This window comes from Allocatelliglobosispora scoriae, from assembly GCF_014204945.1.
GTDB classification, from domain to species: Bacteria; Actinomycetota; Actinomycetes; order Mycobacteriales; family Micromonosporaceae; genus Allocatelliglobosispora; species Allocatelliglobosispora scoriae.
The window spans coordinates 1,873,967-1,889,805 of record NZ_JACHMN010000003.1 but is presented as its reverse complement, the minus strand read 5'-3'; the positions used below and the strand labels follow the sequence as shown (position 1 = coordinate 1,889,805).

12 protein-coding genes are annotated in these 15,839 nt (G+C 70.6%); 6 read left to right on the top strand and 6 right to left on the bottom strand.

Going from position 1 to position 15,839, the window contains the following annotated elements:
- Positions 1–3: 3 nt before the first annotated feature.
- Complete coding sequence (locus F4553_RS34670) at positions 4–2,067, top strand: AfsR/SARP family transcriptional regulator (RefSeq protein ID WP_184845008.1); 2,064 nt, start codon at positions 4–6, stop codon at positions 2,065–2,067.
- 314 nt (positions 2,068–2,381) lie between these two features.
- Positions 2,382–4,100 (top strand): PQQ-dependent sugar dehydrogenase, encoded by a 1,719-nt coding sequence (locus F4553_RS34665; protein ID WP_184845006.1) that lies wholly within the window; start codon positions 2,382–2,384, stop codon positions 4,098–4,100.
- On the opposite strand, the gene F4553_RS34660 is transcribed toward F4553_RS34665, so the two are convergent.
- Entirely contained in the window at positions 4,081–4,419 is a 339-nt protein-coding gene (locus tag F4553_RS34660; RefSeq protein ID WP_312875503.1) for a GrpB family protein, read from the bottom strand. The genes F4553_RS34665 and F4553_RS34660 overlap by 20 nt on opposite strands.
- A 209-nt stretch (positions 4,420–4,628) precedes the next feature.
- Between F4553_RS34660 and F4553_RS34655 the strand changes: the two genes are divergently transcribed.
- Together F4553_RS34655 and F4553_RS34650 are read left to right on the top strand one after the other, a co-directional pair.
- Positions 4,629–5,450 (top strand): hypothetical protein, encoded by an 822-nt coding sequence (locus F4553_RS34655; RefSeq protein WP_184845000.1) that lies wholly within the window; start codon positions 4,629–4,631, stop codon positions 5,448–5,450.
- A 198-nt stretch (positions 5,451–5,648) separates the two neighbouring features.
- Positions 5,649–8,381 (top strand): beta-L-arabinofuranosidase domain-containing protein, encoded by a 2,733-nt coding sequence (locus F4553_RS34650; RefSeq protein WP_184844997.1) that lies wholly within the window; start codon positions 5,649–5,651, stop codon positions 8,379–8,381.
- 216 nt (positions 8,382–8,597) lie between these two features.
- Here F4553_RS34650 and F4553_RS34645 read toward each other — a convergent pair whose 3' ends face one another.
- Positions 8,598–9,578, bottom strand: coding sequence for a serine hydrolase domain-containing protein (locus tag F4553_RS34645; RefSeq protein ID WP_221470600.1), 981 nt, complete (start codon positions 9,576–9,578; stop codon positions 8,598–8,600).
- Complete coding sequence (locus tag F4553_RS40350; protein WP_221470599.1) at positions 9,575–9,835, bottom strand: hypothetical protein; 261 nt, start codon at positions 9,833–9,835, stop codon at positions 9,575–9,577. The genes F4553_RS34645 and F4553_RS40350 overlap by 4 nt, the downstream gene beginning before the upstream one ends.
- Positions 9,836–9,993: 158 nt before the next feature.
- Between F4553_RS40350 and F4553_RS34640 the strand changes: the two genes are divergently transcribed.
- Complete coding sequence (locus F4553_RS34640; RefSeq protein WP_184844994.1) at positions 9,994–10,635, top strand: M23 family metallopeptidase; 642 nt, start codon at positions 9,994–9,996, stop codon at positions 10,633–10,635.
- A 50-nt stretch (positions 10,636–10,685) separates the two neighbouring features.
- On the opposite strand, the gene katG is transcribed toward F4553_RS34640, so the two are convergent.
- The 3 genes from katG to F4553_RS34625 form a co-directional block, all read right to left on the bottom strand.
- Complete coding sequence (katG, locus tag F4553_RS34635; protein ID WP_184844992.1) at positions 10,686–12,929, bottom strand: catalase/peroxidase HPI; 2,244 nt, start codon at positions 12,927–12,929, stop codon at positions 10,686–10,688.
- The gene (locus F4553_RS34630) at positions 12,922–13,365 is read right to left on the bottom strand and encodes a Fur family transcriptional regulator (RefSeq protein ID WP_221470867.1); all 444 of its coding nucleotides are present in this window, start codon (positions 13,363–13,365) and stop codon (positions 12,922–12,924) included. Before F4553_RS34630 ends, katG begins: the two co-directional genes overlap by 8 nt.
- Positions 13,366–13,488: 123 nt before the next feature.
- Positions 13,489–14,442, bottom strand: a complete 954-nt coding sequence (locus tag F4553_RS34625; protein WP_184844986.1) for a TetR/AcrR family transcriptional regulator C-terminal domain-containing protein — start codon at positions 14,440–14,442, stop codon at positions 13,489–13,491.
- 152 nt (positions 14,443–14,594) lie between these two features.
- Here F4553_RS34625 and F4553_RS34620 point away from each other — a divergent pair, with 152 nt between their 5' ends.
- Positions 14,595–15,788, top strand: a complete 1,194-nt coding sequence (locus F4553_RS34620; protein WP_184844983.1) for an FAD-dependent monooxygenase — start codon at positions 14,595–14,597, stop codon at positions 15,786–15,788.
- Positions 15,789–15,839 lie beyond the last annotated feature (51 nt).

The following is a 15,839-nucleotide window of genomic DNA, read 5'->3' as shown; positions in this document are numbered from 1 at the left end:
GCCATGCGATTCCGGGTTCTGGGCACGCTGGAGGCGTTCGACGGCACGCAGTGGCACGCCGTACCCGCCGCCAAATGGCGCTCACTGCTGGCGGCCCTGCTGGTCGACCCCGGGCGCGTGGTCTCGCTGGACCAGCTGGCGGCGGAGATGTGGGGCGACTCGCCGCCGCGCACGGTCGCCAACCAGGTCTACGGCTATGTCAGCAGGCTGCGCCGACTGCTCGGCGACGCCGACGGCCGGATCCTGGTCACCCACTCGCCCGGCTACCGCCTCGCCGTCGACGACGAGGACGTGGACGCCGCCCTCTTCGTGTCGCAGGCGGCCGAGGGCATGCAGGCGCTGCGGGCCGATGACCCGGAGCAGGCGGCGCGGCTGCTCACCTCCGCACTCGGGCTGTGGCGCGGGACGGCGTTCGCCGACGCACCCCCGACCGAGGCGGTCCGGGCCGCCGCCGACCACCTCAACGAGCTGCGCATCGCGGCGATGGAGGCGCGCATCGAGGCCGACCTCGCCTGCGGACGGCACTCCGAGCTCGTGGCCGAACTGCAGGCGCTGACCCGGGAGCACCCGCTGCGCGAGGGACTGTGGCGGCTGTGGATGCTGGCCCTGTACCGCTGCGGCCGACAGGCCGAGGCGCTCGCCGCCTACCAGTCGGTGCGGGGACTGCTCGACGAGGAGCTGGGCATCGAACCCTGCGTCGAGCTGCGGGACCTGCACGGCGCGATCCTGCGCGGGGAGCTGGATCCGGTGGAGCGGACAGAACCGGAGTCGCCGCCGGAGGAATTCATCGTGCCCCGGCAGCTGCCCACGGCGGCGTGGCCGTTCGTCGGCCGGGACGCGGAGCTGCGGTGGCTGGCCCGGCTGTCGCACGAGTCGGAGCAGGGCCGGACCGTGATCTCGGCGATCGACGGCGCGGCCGGGATCGGCAAGACCTGCCTCGCCATCCAGTTCGGACACCGCATCGCCGACCGGTACCCGGACGGCCAGCTCTATGTCAACCTGCGCGGATCCGATCCCGGCGGGGTACCGGTGGAGCCGTCCGCCGCCGCGCAGGCCTTCCTGGAGGCGCTCAACGTGGCGCCGCAGCGGATTCCGGACGACATGGAGTCGCAGTCCGCCCTGCTGCGCAGCAGCCTCGCGGGCAAGCGCATGCTGATGCTGCTGGACAACGCGCGCGACGCCGACCAGGTCCGGCCGCTGCTGCCGGGGACGGCGGACTGCCTGGTCATCATCACCAGCCGCCAGCAGCTCACCGCGCTGCACGCCACCGAGGGCGTCAGCACCCTCACCCTCGGCCTGCTCTCCACGGCCGAGACGAGCGAACTGTTCGCGGCCCGGCTCGGTGTCGACCGGGTGGCCCGCGAACCCGACGCCGCCGCCGAGATCATCGCCCGCTGCGGCAACCTGCCGCTGGCCCTGGTGATCGCGGCGGCCCGGGCAGCCGCCCGGCCCAAGCTCTCGCTCGCCGCCGTCGCGGCGGAGATGCGCGCCTCGCTGTCCCTCGACGCCTTCGGCGCGGGCGACCCCGGCATCGACATCAGCGGCGCCTTCTCCTGGTCGTTCAGCGGTGTCAGCATCGCCGCTGCCCGCCTGTTCCGGCTGCTGGGCCTGCACCCGGGCCCGGAGATCTCGCTCGCCGCCGCGGCGAGCCTCGCCGGCCGGCCCCCGCGCCGCGCCGCCACGCTCCTCGCCGAGCTGGCCCGGTCGCACCTCATCGACGAGTTCCGGCCGCAGCGCTACGGGCTGCACGACCTGATGCGGTTGTTCGCCTCGGAGCAGGTGAACCTCGTCGAGGACCGGCAGCAGCGCGACGCCGCGACCCACCGGCTGCTCGACCACTACCTGCACACCGCGCACGCCGCCGACCGGCTGATCAACCCGGACCGCGACGTCGTCTCACTGCCGGTGGCGTCGCCCGGCACGGTCATCGCCACCTTCACCGACAAGCGGCACGCGCTCGACTGGTTCGCCGGGGAACGCCGAGTGCTGCTCGCCCTGATCCAGCACGCCCGCAGCACCGGCTGGCACCTGCACACCCGCCTGCTCAACCGGGCCTGCACCCCCTGAAGCCCCCGGCCACGCCCGGTTTTAGGGCCGACTCTTGAAGAGTTGGCCCTAAAACCGCCCCGCCCGCGGCCCAGGGGCCACGCGGCCCGGCCGCCCCGCCGCCCCAAGATCGCCGCAACTCTTCAAGAGTTGGTCCTAACCCTCGCCGCAACTCGTGAAGAGTTGGTCCTAAGAGGAGTACGGGTGTGGTGCAGGCGTCACCACCCCTTGAGCATCCTAGGGTGATGGGATGCAGGTTGAGCGCCTCCGAGCGGGAGTGGAGTGCTGGTCGTGAGGGCTGGCGCTCGCGCCATCTACCTGGATAGATTTCCGGGATGACGTCCAGCGGTCCGTCACCCGTCGCTTCGGATTCCGGTGGTTCCCGACTCCTGACTGTCCTGCTGTGGATCGCCCTCGTCGTGGTCGTCACCAGCGGCGTCTTCGCGGTGGCGCTGTGGCCGGAGACACCGCCCGACACCTCTCCCCCGACCCGGCCCGGCGGGCTCACCCTCGGCGAGGTGACCTGCCGGGCGACCTCGCTGACCTGGTCGGGGTCGACCGACGACACCGAGGTCACGCGCTACGAGATCTTCCACGACGGCCAGCTGATCACGAGCGTCGACAGCGAGCAGCGGTCGACCGCGATCACGCTCGTCCCCGCCACCACCTGGAGCATCCACGTCAGCGCCCGCGACGAGGCCGGAAACACCTCACCGGCGAGCGACGCGGTCGCGGTGACGCCGCCGCAGTGCGGTTCCGACGCCAAGGCGCCCAGCACACCGGGCGGCGTCAAGGCGGTCGCCGACGGCACCACCGTCACGATGACCTGGGACGCCGCGAGCGACGACGTCGGGATCGCGGCCTACGACGTCTACCGCGACGGCGCGAAGACCGGCACCGTGGACGGCGTCGGCAAGGCCAAGAAATTTACCTTCATCGACTTCGGGGTGGCGCCCTCCAGCGGCCACCGCTACCAGGTCGGCGCCCGCGACGGCCAGGGCAACACCTCGCCGCGCAGCGCCGGGGTCGACGTCACCGCCGGCGCCCTCTGCACGATGCTCTGCGGGGTCGCCCCCGTGGCGAAGGAGACCGACATCATCGGCGGGCTGGTGGAGCTGCCCGACGGGTCGGTCCTCTACAGCCGGCGCGACGGGCACGAGATCGTGCGGCTGGACCCGCGTACCGGACAGGGGGTTTCGCTGGGAGAGGTTCCCGGCGCGGCCGGGACCGGCGGTGACGGCGGCCTGCTGGGCATCGCCGTCGCGCCGACCTTCGCCAAGGACCGCTGGATCTACGCCTACCTCACGACCACCACCGACAACCGGGTCGTCCGGCTGCGGCTCAACGGCGGCGTGCTGGACGCCGGATCGATGCAGTCGCTGGTCGTGGGGATCCCCCGCGGCAAGTTCCACAATGGAGGACGGTTGCGGTTCGGGCCCGACGGCAAGCTCTACGTCGCCACCGGTGACGCGCAGAAGCCGCAGGTGGCCCAGGACGTGCGCAGCCTCGGCGGCAAGGTCCTGCGATTCAACCCGGACGGCACGCCACCGGCCAGCAATCCGTTCGGCGGCAGCTACCTCTGGAGCATCGGCCACCGCAACCCGCAGGGCATCACCTTCGACGGGCGGGGCAGGGCCTGGATCCAGGAGTACGGCGACGGCGCCGCCGACGAGACCAACCTGATCGTCAAGGGCGGCAATTACGGCTGGCCCGCGTGCGACGGCACCGAGTCGAAGTCCGGCGACGGTTGCGAGGCGACGGATCTCCTCGCGCCGCAGCAGACCTTCACCGCCGCTCAGGGCGGGTGTCTCGGCGTGGCCTTCGTCCGCGACGTCGTCTACGTCGCGTGCGCGGGCAGCTCGCGGCTCTACCGGGCCGATGTCGACGGCGACGGTGCGCTCGCCGATCTGCAGGCGATGCTGGTCGGCACCTATGGGCAGCTCCGCACCGCCGACCCGGGTGCGGCCGGCACGCTGTGGGTCACGAGCAGCAACACCGACGCGGCGGGGAAGACCGAGACGCAGATCCTGCGGGTCACGCTGCCGACGAAGTGATCGACGCGAGGACGGCCTCGATGAACGGCGCCTTGCCCGCCCGATAGGCGGGGCGGTCGGCGGCGGTGTCGGCCAGCTCGGTCTTGATCCGCTGGTACTCCCCGGCGAGTTCCGGATGTGCTCGGAGGTGGTCGCGGAAGGCGAGCCAGGTGGGCCAGCCGGTGGAGCGGTGCTCGACGACGTGCAGGTGGTGGGTGCGCAGCTCGACGCTGGGGTAGCAGAACGACCAGCGGAGCAGGTTTTCATCCGACGGCTCGGGTGCGTGGAGCCAACCGATGGCGCGCAGCGGCAGCGGCGTGATCGTGGTGCAGTCGTCCACGCGGGCGAGCATGTGCGCCCTGGAGATCTTGAGTGGTTTCCGTCGTTATAACGACGGAAACCACTCAAGATCTCCAGGGCCATGAACGAGCAGGACGGTCGTGGCGGGCGGCGCCTGATACATCGGATACGTGACGGACAGCTCCGGTATCAGGGCCGTCGACCGCGTCCTCTCCATGCCGACAGATACCTTCGGCACAAGGAGCGACCATGCCACTCGTCAACGACTCGACCGCGACCAACCTGCGTACGCTGGTGCAGCTGGGCGGCAGCAACCCGGACACCGCAGCGGAGGGGACGATCGGCCTCACGATCGACCCGGCGGGCCCCCAGGCGCCGCAGTGGACGATCACCACGACGCACAGCGGCGACGGCGACAACCGGCGGTGGTTCGGCCACCTCGTCGTCAACCAGGCCTCGGTGCAGGGCACCAACGCCTCGCACTACCTGGCGGCCGGGGTCTACGAGACCAACCTCGCCATCGACATGACGGCGTACAACCTGGGCGGCGCCACGGTCCAGCAGTGCCTGCGGCCGTTCGAGGGCTACAACAACGACCGCGTCTACCTCTACCTCACCGGTGCGATCGCGACCCGCAACCACGACGCCGAGGTGGAGCACTGCAACGATCACCTCTACGCCTACCAGAACTCGCTGGCCCAGCTCGACAACGCGCTGAACCTCGTCGCCGGGCGGGGCAAGTTCGGCCCGTTCACCTCGGAGGCGGCAGCGACCGCGCGGGTCACCTCGGAGATCGGCCAGGCGCTGCCGGTGGCGTTGCGCGGCATCGCGATGAACCGCCCGGCCTGGGTCGCCGAATACCTGCGGCTGTGCGGCGAGTCCACGCAGCGCGACATCCTCGGCTACCACACCTTCGGTCTGCAGCTGCTCGGTGCGGCCCCGGCGGGTGTCGCCGTCACCTACCTGACCGGCGCGACCCGGGACGCCGCGACGGTGACGCCGCGCTTCGTCCAGCTCACCAACGGCGGGACGCAGATCGGCGTACACGCGTCGGCGACCTTGATCGTGTAGTTGTTCGCGGCCACCCCTTGAAGGCGACGAAACATTCTGGCAATCTCGTCAACGTATCGATGGGGGCGTTCCCCCGGCGCCCCCATCGAGCAATCCCCATCCCCGATGCCGCACGTCGCGGCGATCGGCCCCGAAATGTTAGCGCTAACATCAGCGACCGTCGACCTTGCCGGAGGTCCACCGAGATCAGGAGTTCCCATGTCCTCATCCGTGACCCGCCGCCGGCTGCTCCAGGCCGCCGGGGCCTCCGCCGCCGCGTCCCTGCTGCCCGCGATCGGCGGCACCCCGGCCGCTGCCGCCGCCCTGCCACCGGCGCGGCCCGACATCGGCGCCGCCGCCTACGCCTTCGACCTCGGCCAGGTCCGGCTCAGCACCGGCCGCTGGCTGGACAATCAGAACCGCACCCTGTCCTACCTGCGGTTCGTCGACGTCGATCGGCTGCTCTACAACTTCCGGGCCAATCACCGGCTCTCGACCAACGGTGCCGCCGCCTCCGGCGGCTGGGACGCGCCGAACTTCCCCTTCCGCACCCACATGCAGGGGCACTTCCTCACCGCCTGGGCGCAGGCCTACGCCGTGCTCGGCGACACCACCTGTCGCGACAAGGCCGCCTACATGGTGGCTGAGCTGGCAAAATGCCAAAACAACAACCCCTCCGCCGGGTACGCCACCGGCTACCTCTCCGGCTTCCCCGAGTCCGATGTCGCCAACCTCGAATCCGGCACGCTCGCCAACGGCAACGTGCCGTATTACGCGGTGCACAAGACGATGGCCGGGCTGCTGGACGTGTGGCGATACCTCGGCAGCACCCAGGCCCGCGACGTGCTGCTGAGCCTCGCCGGGTGGGTCGACACGCGGACCGGCAGGCTCAGCTCCAGCCAGCAGCAGGCGACGCTGCAGACCGAGTTCGGCGGCATGAACGCCGTCCTCGCCGACCTCTACCAGCAGACCGGCGACGCGCGCTGGCTCACCGTCGCGCAGCGCTTCGACCACGCGGTCGTCTTCACCCCGCTCGCCGCCAACGCCGACCAGCTGGGCGGCTTGCACGCCAACACCCAGGTACCCAAGTGGATCGGCGCCGCCCGCGAGTACAAGGCGACCGGCACCACCCGTTACCGCGACATCGCGGCCAACGCGTGGAACATCACCGTCAACGCGCACACCTACGCCATCGGCGGCAACAGCCAGGCCGAACACTTCCGGGCGCCCAACGCGATCGCCGCCCACCTCTCGGGCGACACCGCCGAGGCGTGCAACACCTACAACATGCTCAAGCTCACCCGGGAGCTGTGGCTGCTCGACCCCGGCAACGCCGGGTACTTCGACTACTACGAGCGAGCGCTGCTCAACCACCTCATCGGCCAGCAGAACCCGGCCGACAGCCACGGCCACGTCACCTACTTCACCCCGCTCAACCCCGGTGGCCGCCGCGGCGTCGGACCGGCCTGGGGCGGCGGCACCTGGAGCACCGACTACAACTCCGCCTGGTGCTGCCAGGGCACCGGTCTGGAGACGAACACGAAGCTGATGGACTCCATCTACTTCTACAGCGGCACCACGCTGACGGTGAACCTGTTCACGCCGTCGGTGCTGACCTGGACCCAGCGCGGCATCACCGTCACCCAGACGACCGCCTACCCCGTCGGCGACACCACCACGCTCACCGTCACCGGCAATGTCGGCGGGTCGTGGACGATGCGGATCCGGATCCCCGCCTGGACCTCCGGCGCCACGGTCAGCGTCAACGGCGTCGCGCAGGCCATCGCCACCACCCCGGGCAGCTACGCGACACTGACCCGCTCGTGGACCGCCGGGGACGCCGTCACCGTACGCCTACCGATGCAGGTCAGCCTGCGCGCGGCGAACGACGACCCGAACGTCGTCGCGGTCACCTACGGCCCGGTCGTCCTGTCCGGCAACTACGGCAGCACGGCGCTGTCGGCGCTGCCGGTCCTGGTCCCCTCGTCGGTCACCCGGACCAGCACCTCCGCGCTCGCCTTCACCGCCACGGCCAACGGCTCCCCGGTCTCCCTCGGCCCGTTCCACGATGCGCACGGGTTCAACTACACCGTCTACTGGTCGACCGGCGGCCAGTCCGGCAACGCCGGCTTCCGCCTGGTCAACGCGGCGAGCGGGCTCGTGCTCGGCATCCAGGACATGTCCACCGCCGACGGCGGCCCGGCGCTGCAGTGGACCGACAGCGGCACCGCGGACCACGACTGGGAGCTGATCGTCGACGGCACCGCCGTCCGGCTGCGCAACGTCAACAGCGGCAAGGTGCTCGGGGTGGAGAACATGTCGACCGCCGACAACGCCCGCGTCCTGCAGTGGGCCGACAACGGCACCGCCGACCACCGCTGGACGATCACCGACTCCGGCGACGGCTCGCACCGGATCCGCAACGTGCACACCGGCAAGCTGCTCGCCATCCTCAACGGCTCCACCGCGACGGGCGCCCAGGCCGTCCAGGACCCCGACAACGGTACGCCGGACAACCAGTGGCGGTTCGTCCCCACCGGCGCCCGGCGGATCCAGAACCTCGGCAGCGGCCTGGTGCTCGGCGTACAGAACATGTCCACCGCCGACGGCGGCCTGGTGCTGCAGTGGGGTGACACCGGCACCGCCGACCACCTCTGGACCGCGGTCGTGGACACCGGCGGCTACCTGCGGCTGCGCAACTCCCACAGCGGCAAGGTCCTCGGCGTGGAGAACGCCGGGACCGCCAACGGCGCGCGGGTGGTGCAGTGGGCCGACAACGGCACCGCCGATCACCGGTGGCGCCTGCGCCACACCGCCAACGGCTACTTCCGGATCCAGTGCGCCAACGGCGGCCGGGTCCTCGGCGTCAGCGGCGCCTCCACCGCGCAGGGCGCCCAGGTCCTGCTCTGGGACGACAACGGCACCAACGACCACCTCTGGCGCTTCCTCTGACCCCACCCATGATCGGCGCAACTCTTCAAGAGTTGGTCCTATTCGGCGGCGCGGCCGTCCCCCGCGTCACGTTTTGCAGCAAAGCGTGGCCTCGCGGCGCGGAATGGGCACGGTTTGCAGCAAAACGTGACCGGGGTGCCGGACCGTGCGTCGCCGGGCTCGGGTTTCTTCTTCAGCACCAACTCTTGAAGAGTTGGTGCTAAGAAGAAGCCCGGGTCAGCGGGTGGGCGACGGGGACGCGCTCGCCGGCTGGCCGTAGAGGGCCTGCATGATCGCCATCGCCATCACGTTCGCCGGCTGCCTGCCGTCGGGGCCCGCGAAGAGGGTGGTCAGCACGATGACCGTGTCCTTGCGGACGGGGTCGTGCGCCATGAAGGAGTTGAAGCCCGGCAGCTGGCCGTCGTGGCCGTAGAGCGGCCCGAACTTCACGATGGACAGGCCGTAGCCGATCTCCGTCCCGCCCGCCGCCGACAACGGCTGGATGCTGTTCATCCTGGTCTGCTGCATCGCCGGGTCGAGCAGTCCGCCGTCGACCAGCGCGGTGGCGTAGCGGGTCAGGTCGTCGGCCGTGGAGATCGCGCCGCCCGCCGCCCATGCCCACGACGGGTTGCCGTCGGTGACGTCGCGCGGCAGCAGGCTGCCCTGCGCCGCGGCGGCCTGCTCGGCGGCGGGCAGGGCCGGGTCGGCGAGCGTGCTGACATTGGTGCCGAACATGTAGCCCTGCGGATGCGGAGCGGCGATCCCGGCGTCGCTCGGTCCCGGCAGCAGCGTCTCCCGGATGCCGAGCGGGCCGAAGATCCGCTGCTGGAACGCGTCGGCCAGCGGCATACCCGTGAGCTGCTCGATGATGAGGCCGGCCAGGACGAGGTTGGTGTTGGAGTAGTGGAAGTCCGATCCCGGCGGGAAGTAGGGCGGCTGGGCGTACGCGATGGCGAGCAGCTCGTCGGGCTTCCAGACATACCGCGGATCGCTGTCGAGCTTGGCGTTGAACCGCTCGTCCTCGGAGTAGTTGTAGAGCCCGCTGCGCATGTTCAGCAGCTCGGCGATCGTGATGCCGTCGCCGTCGGGCACGTCGGGGCGGTATTTCGACACGGGGTCGTCGAGTCCGATCCGGCCCTCCTGCACGAGTTGCAGCAGGACCGTACCGGTCATGGTCTTGGTGTTCGAACCGATCCGGAAATGGTCCCCGACGGTCACCGGTCGGCGCCGCCGATCGAGCGGGTCCCGAAGGCCCAGGTCCAGTCGCCCTTCTCCGGCGACCTGATCATCACGACGGCACCGGGTACCTTCATCTCCGCCAGGATCGACCGGAGCGAGGTCTGCAGGTCCGCGGCGTACGCCGGGTCTGCGGCGGCCCGCTTCCCGGAGCTGCCGATCGCCTGGCTGCACGCCCCGGTGCCGGTGGCGACCACGCCGAGCAGGAGTACCGCTACGCTCGCACTGAACCGTCGCATCCCACGACCCCCGCTTCCGTCACGGTGTATGCCCTGGATGGAGTAGACCATCCGGAGCCGCCGGGCTCTGCCAATCCGCCCGAACCGACGGCGGACCGCCCGGATATCGCGTATGCGGTGGGGTCCGGCACAGCGCGCGGGTCTGTCATGCTCGGGCGGTGACGACCTACCAGTCCCAGCGGTCCCGCCCGCGCCGCCGTCGGCGTACCTTGCTCATCGTCTTGCTGCTCGGTGCCGCCGCGATCGTCATCACCGCCGGCATCGTGGTCGTGCCGCAGCTCCTGCCGCCCGGTCCGCGCCCGAATTTCCAGCTCCCCGTCACCTGCGGTGAGACGTGGCAGCTCGGCACCTACCCGGGACACGGCGAGTTCGACGTCGACATGTTCCCCCTCGACGGGAAGCCGACGTGGGGACGGCCGGTGCTCGCGTCCGCGGCCGGCACGGTCACCCAGGCCGGGATCAACGGCTCCCTGGGCGGGCGGAACCCGCAGAACCCGGAGGGTCCGCGGGGCAAGGGCGGCGGCTACTGGGTGAAGATCGACCACGGCGGCACGTGGGAGACCCAGTACCTGCACATGCTCGAACCGCCGATGGTCGAGGTCGGCCAGCACGTCGAGCAGGGCGACCAGCTCGGGAAGGTCGGCAGCACCGGCAACTCCGGTGCCGCGCACCTGCACTACGAGCAGCGTACGGGCTGGACCAAGGTCGAGACCTGGTTCGACGGCGAGCCGTCCGGCATCACCGACGACGCCACCGAATACACGGTCCGGCGCAAGAGCAACAACTGCGCGAAGCGCTGACCGGACGTGCGGGCCGGCCGGTGTCCGGCCGGCCCGCACGTCCGGATGGATCAGACCAGGTCGAACCGGTCGAGGTTGGCGACCTTGACCCACGCGGCGACGAAGTCGTTGACGAACTTCTCCTTCGCGTCGTCGCTGGCGTAGACCTCCGCGACCGCCCGCAGCTCCGAGTTGGACCCGAAGACGAGGTCGGCGCGGCTGCCGGTCAGGACGACCTCGCCGGTGGCGAGGCTGCGGCCCTCGAAGGTCTCCTCGTCGGCCGAGGTCGCGCTCCACTGCGTGCCCAGGTCGAGCAGGTTGACGAAGAAGTCGTTCGTCAGCACGCCCGGGGTGGCGGTGAAGGAGCTGAACTGCGGCGAGCTCGCGCCGAGGACGCGAAGACCGCCGACGAGCACCGTCAGCTCGGGCGCGCTCAGGGTGAGCAGGTTGGCCCGGTCGACCAGGAGGAACTCGGCCGGGAGCCGGTTGCCCTTGCCGAGGTAGTTGCGGAACCCGTCCGCGGTCGGCTCGAGCGGGACGAAGGACTCCGCGTCGGTCTGCTCCTGCGACGCGTCGGTGCGCCCCGGTGCGAAGGGAACCTCGACGGCGTGGCCGCCGTTCTTCGCCGCCAGCTCCACGGCGGCGACGCCGCCGAGCACGATGAGGTCGGCGAGCGAGACCTGCTTGCCGCCGGTCTGTGCGGCGTTGAACGCCTCCTGGATGCCCGTCAGCTTCCGCAGGACCAGCGCCAGCTCGTCCGGGTTGTTGACCTCCCAGCCGTTCTGCGGCTCCAGGCGGATGCGCGCACCGTTGGCGCCGCCGCGCTTGTCGCTGCCGCGGAACGTCGACGCCGACGCCCACGCGGTCGAGACGAGCTGCGACACCGACAGACCCGAGGCGAGGAGCTGGTCCTTGAGGGTGGCGATGTCGGCGGCGTCGATGAGCTCGTGCGTCACCGCCGGGACCGGGTCCTGCCAGATCAGCGTCTCGGTCGGGACCTCGGGGCCGAGGTAGCGGGCGATCGGGCCCATGTCGCGGTGGGTCAGCTTGAACCAGGCCCGGGCGAAGGCGTCGGCGAACTCCTCCGGGTTCTCCAGGAAGCGCCGCGAGATCTGCTCGTACGCCGGGTCCACGCGCAGCGCGAGGTCGGTCGTGAGCATCGTCGGGGCGTGCCGCACCGACGGGTCGTGCGCGTCCGGCACGGTGTCCGCACCGGCTCCGTCCTTCGGCTTCCACTGGTGCGCGCCGGCCGGGCTCTTGGAGAGCTCCCACTCGAAACCGAACAGGATCTTGAAGAAGTCGTTGTCCCAGGCGGCGGGGTTGAAGGTCCACGCGCCCTCGAGGCCGCTGGTGATCGTGTCCTTGCCCTTGCCGGTGCCGTAGGCGTTCTTCCAGCCGAAGCCCTGGTCGGCGAGGTCCGCGCCCTCGGGGTTCGGGCCGACGTTATCCGCCGGACCGGCGCCATGGGTCTTGCCGAAGGTGTGTCCGCCCGCGATCAGTGCGACGGTCTCCTCGTCGTTCATCGCCATCCGCCGGAACGTCTCGCGGATGTCGCGGGCCGAGGCGAGCGGGTCCGGGTTGCCGTTGGGGCCCTCGGGGTTGACGTAGATCAGGCCCATCTGCACCGCCGCCAGCGGGTTCTCCAGCTCGCGATCACCGGTGTAGCGCTCGTCGCCCAGCCAGATGGCCTCAGGACCCCAGTAGACGTCCTCCTCCGGCTCCCACACGTCCGGCCGGCCACCGGCGAAGCCGAAGGTCTTGAAGCCCATCGACTCCAGGGCGACGTTGCCCGCGAGCACCATCAGGTCGGCCCAGGAGATCGTCTGACCGTACTTCTTCTTGACCGGCCACAGCAGGCGGCGGGCCTTGTCGAGGTTGACGTTGTCCGGCCAGCTGTTGAGGGGCGCGAAACGCTGCTGACCGGCGCCGGCACCGCCACGGCCGTCGCTGATGCGGTAGGTGCCTGCGCTGTGCCACGCCATCCGGATCATGAAGGGGCCGTAGTGGCCGTAGTCGGCCGGCCACCAGTCCTGCGAGGTCGTCAGCACCTCGGCGATGTCCCGCTTCACCGCAGGGAGATCGACGGTGCTAAACGCCTTGGCGTAGTCGAACTCCTCGCCCAGCGGGTTGGACACGGCCGGGTTCTTCGCGAGGATCTTCAGGTTGAGCTGGTTGGGCCACCACTGGCGGTTGCCGCCGCCCTGGGTCGGCTGCGGGCTGTGCACGACCGGGCAACGACCCGCACTCTCCGCACTCTCCGCGCTCGCATCGGGCGCCGGCTCCTCGGTGACGACAATGTCGTGGTTCTCAGACATGACTTCCTTCGGTTGCTCTGTGGTTGGGTTGATGGGAAATCGAGGCGGTGGAGCAGGTGGCGCACACACCCCGGTAGACGACCTCGGCCTCATCGATCGAGAAGCCGTTGTCGTCGGACGCGGTGAGGCAGGGCGCCTCGCCGACGGCGCAGTCGACGTCGGCGATGAGGCCGCAGGATCGGCAGACCACATGGTGATGGTTGTCCCCGACCCGTGACTCATAACGCGCCACGGAGCCGGACGGCTCGATCTTCCGCACCAGGCCCGCGACCGTCAGCGCTCGGAGCACGTCATAGACCGCCTGGCGCGACACGTCGGGGAGGTCCTGGCGGACGACGCCGAACAGCGAGTCGGTGTCGGCGTGCGGATGGGCGAAGACCGCGCTGAGCACCGCCAAGCGGGGACGGGTCACCCGCAACGCCGCACCCCGCAGCATCCGCTGGAAGTCCGGGGTCGTGGCCACGTCCCGTATTCTGGTCAGTTTTCTGGAATCAGTCAAGAATATCGCCGGAACATCACGTCGCGCCCGCCGGAGCGCGCTCACGCGGCGGCGAGCCGGTCAGGCCCGGCCGGCGGTGCCCGTCCGGCGCGGTGCCCGTCCGCGGGCGGCCGCCTGCCGCTGGGCGATGAGGACCGCGAGCCCGTCCAGGAGGCGCGTCAGGCCGAATTCGAGCAGCGAGTCCAGGCCCATGTCCAGCTCCGACTCCATCATCAGCCGCAGTACGGAGGAGTGCGGGACCGCCCTGGCCATGGCGGTGATCGTCGCCTCCTGCGACTGCATCCACTCGTCGTTGGTCAGGCCGGTGTCCCGCTCCGCCTCGGCCTCGGTCTCCAGCGCCGTCGCCAGGCCGCGGACGTAGCTGAAGAGGACGACATGCGTCTGCACGACCTCCTCCAGGCTGAGACCGAGACCGTCCAGGCTCGTCAGCACCCAGTCGGTGTGAGCCAGCGCGTTGGGCGAGATCTGCGGCCGGGTCAGCGACATCACCGGCGCGAGCCAGCGGTGCCGGCGGAACAGCGCCCACATCAGGCGCGCCGCCGTCTCCAGCTGCGCCCGCCAGCCGTCCGGCTTCACCGGCAGCGGGTGCTCGCCGAACGCCGCGTCGATCATGTGCAGGATGAGCTCGTCCTTGCTGCGGATGTAGCGGTAGAGCGACATCGTCGCGACATCGAGCTCCGTGGCGATGCGGCGCATGGAGAGCGACGACATCCCCTCGGCGTCGGCGAGACCGATCGCGGTCGCCACGATCAGCTCCCGGCTCAGCCCGCCGCCGGACGGCTCCGGCACGGGCCGGGGCGGCACGCCGCCGACCACCGTGCCGACCCCCGGCACCACCTTCACCAGCCCCTCGTGCTGGAGGATCGCGAGCGCCTTGGTCGCGGTGGCGATCGCGACCCCCCACCGGGCGGTGATCTGCCGGGCGGACGGTACGCGAGCGCCGGGGCCCAGGTCGCCGGTGGCGATGCGGTTGCGGATCTCGTCGGCGATCTGCTGGTACGGCGGCTTCGCCACAGCGCTCCCTTCCCCTCATGTACTAGTACACCAGGGCGCCACCCTTGGCCGGTCGACGCTGGTGTACTAGTACACATTGCCGTTCCGAAGCGACCAAACTTACGGTGTACGCACTACCGGCTTACAGCGTACACACGATAGGGGATCCCGCGATGCGTCAGCAGAGTGTGCTCATATCCGGAGCGAGCATCACCGGACCGGCCCTGGCCCACTGGCTGCACCGGTACGGCTTCGCCACCACGATCGTGGAGGTCGGCCCGGCGCTGCGTCCCGGCGGCCACGCGGTCGACATCCGCGGTGTCGCGCGCCGGGTCGTCGAGGAGATGGGCCTCCTGCCCGCGATCCGGGCGGCCGGGGTCCACGAGCGCGGCTATGCCCTGGTCAACGGCGCGGGCAGGATCACCGGAGCCGTCCCCGCCGACGCCTTCGGCGGTGGCGGCATCGTCGCCGAGATCGAGATCATGCGCGGCGACCTGAGCGAGATCCTCTACCAGGCCACCCGCGACGGCACCGAATACCTGTTCGGGGACCGGATCGCGGAGCTGGCCGAGGGCACCGACGGCGTCGAGGTCACCTTCGGCAGCGGCCTCGTGCGCTCCTTCGACTTCGTGATCGGCGCCGACGGCGTCCACTCCGGGGTCCGGCGGCTCGCCTTCGGGCCACAGGCGCGGTTCGTCACCCACCTCGGGGCCTACACCGGATACTTCACGGTCCCGGACCCGGGGAATCTGGACGACTGGTTCCTGATGTACAACGCGCCCGGCGGCCTCGTCGCGAGCCTGCGGCCCGAGCGCGGCGGCACGGCGAAGGCGTCGCTGAGCTTCCGGTCGCCGGAGCTCGCCTACGACCGGCACGACGTCCAGGCCCAGAAGGAGATCCTCGCCGAGCGGCACGCCCGGTCGCGGTGGCTGGTGCCGCAGCTGCTCGACGCGGTGTGGGAGGCGCCCGACTTCTACTTCGACAGCATCAGCCAGGTACGCGTCGACCGGTGGTCCCGGGGCCGGATCACCCTCGCCGGAGACGCGGGTTACTGCGGTTCCCCGCTGTCCGGCCTCGGCACGAGCCTCTCCCTCGTCGGCGGCTACGTGCTCGCCGGTGAGCTCGCCTCGACCCCGGACGACCACGAGGGCGCGTTCGCCCGGTACCAGGACGAGATGCGCGGCTATGTCGAGCAGTGCATGGAGCTGCCGCCCGGCGGGATCAGCGGCTACGCCCCGAACTCGCAGCTCATGATCTCGCTGCGCAACATCTCCATGGGCATGGTCAACCACTGGCCGATGCGGCAGATCATGGCCAAGCAGGCGGGCAAGGCGGACGCGATCACGCTCAAGGCGTACCCCGCGTAGCCGGCTTGTCGAAGCAGGGCCGCTCCGCGGGGAGCGGCCCTGCCGGTCGGA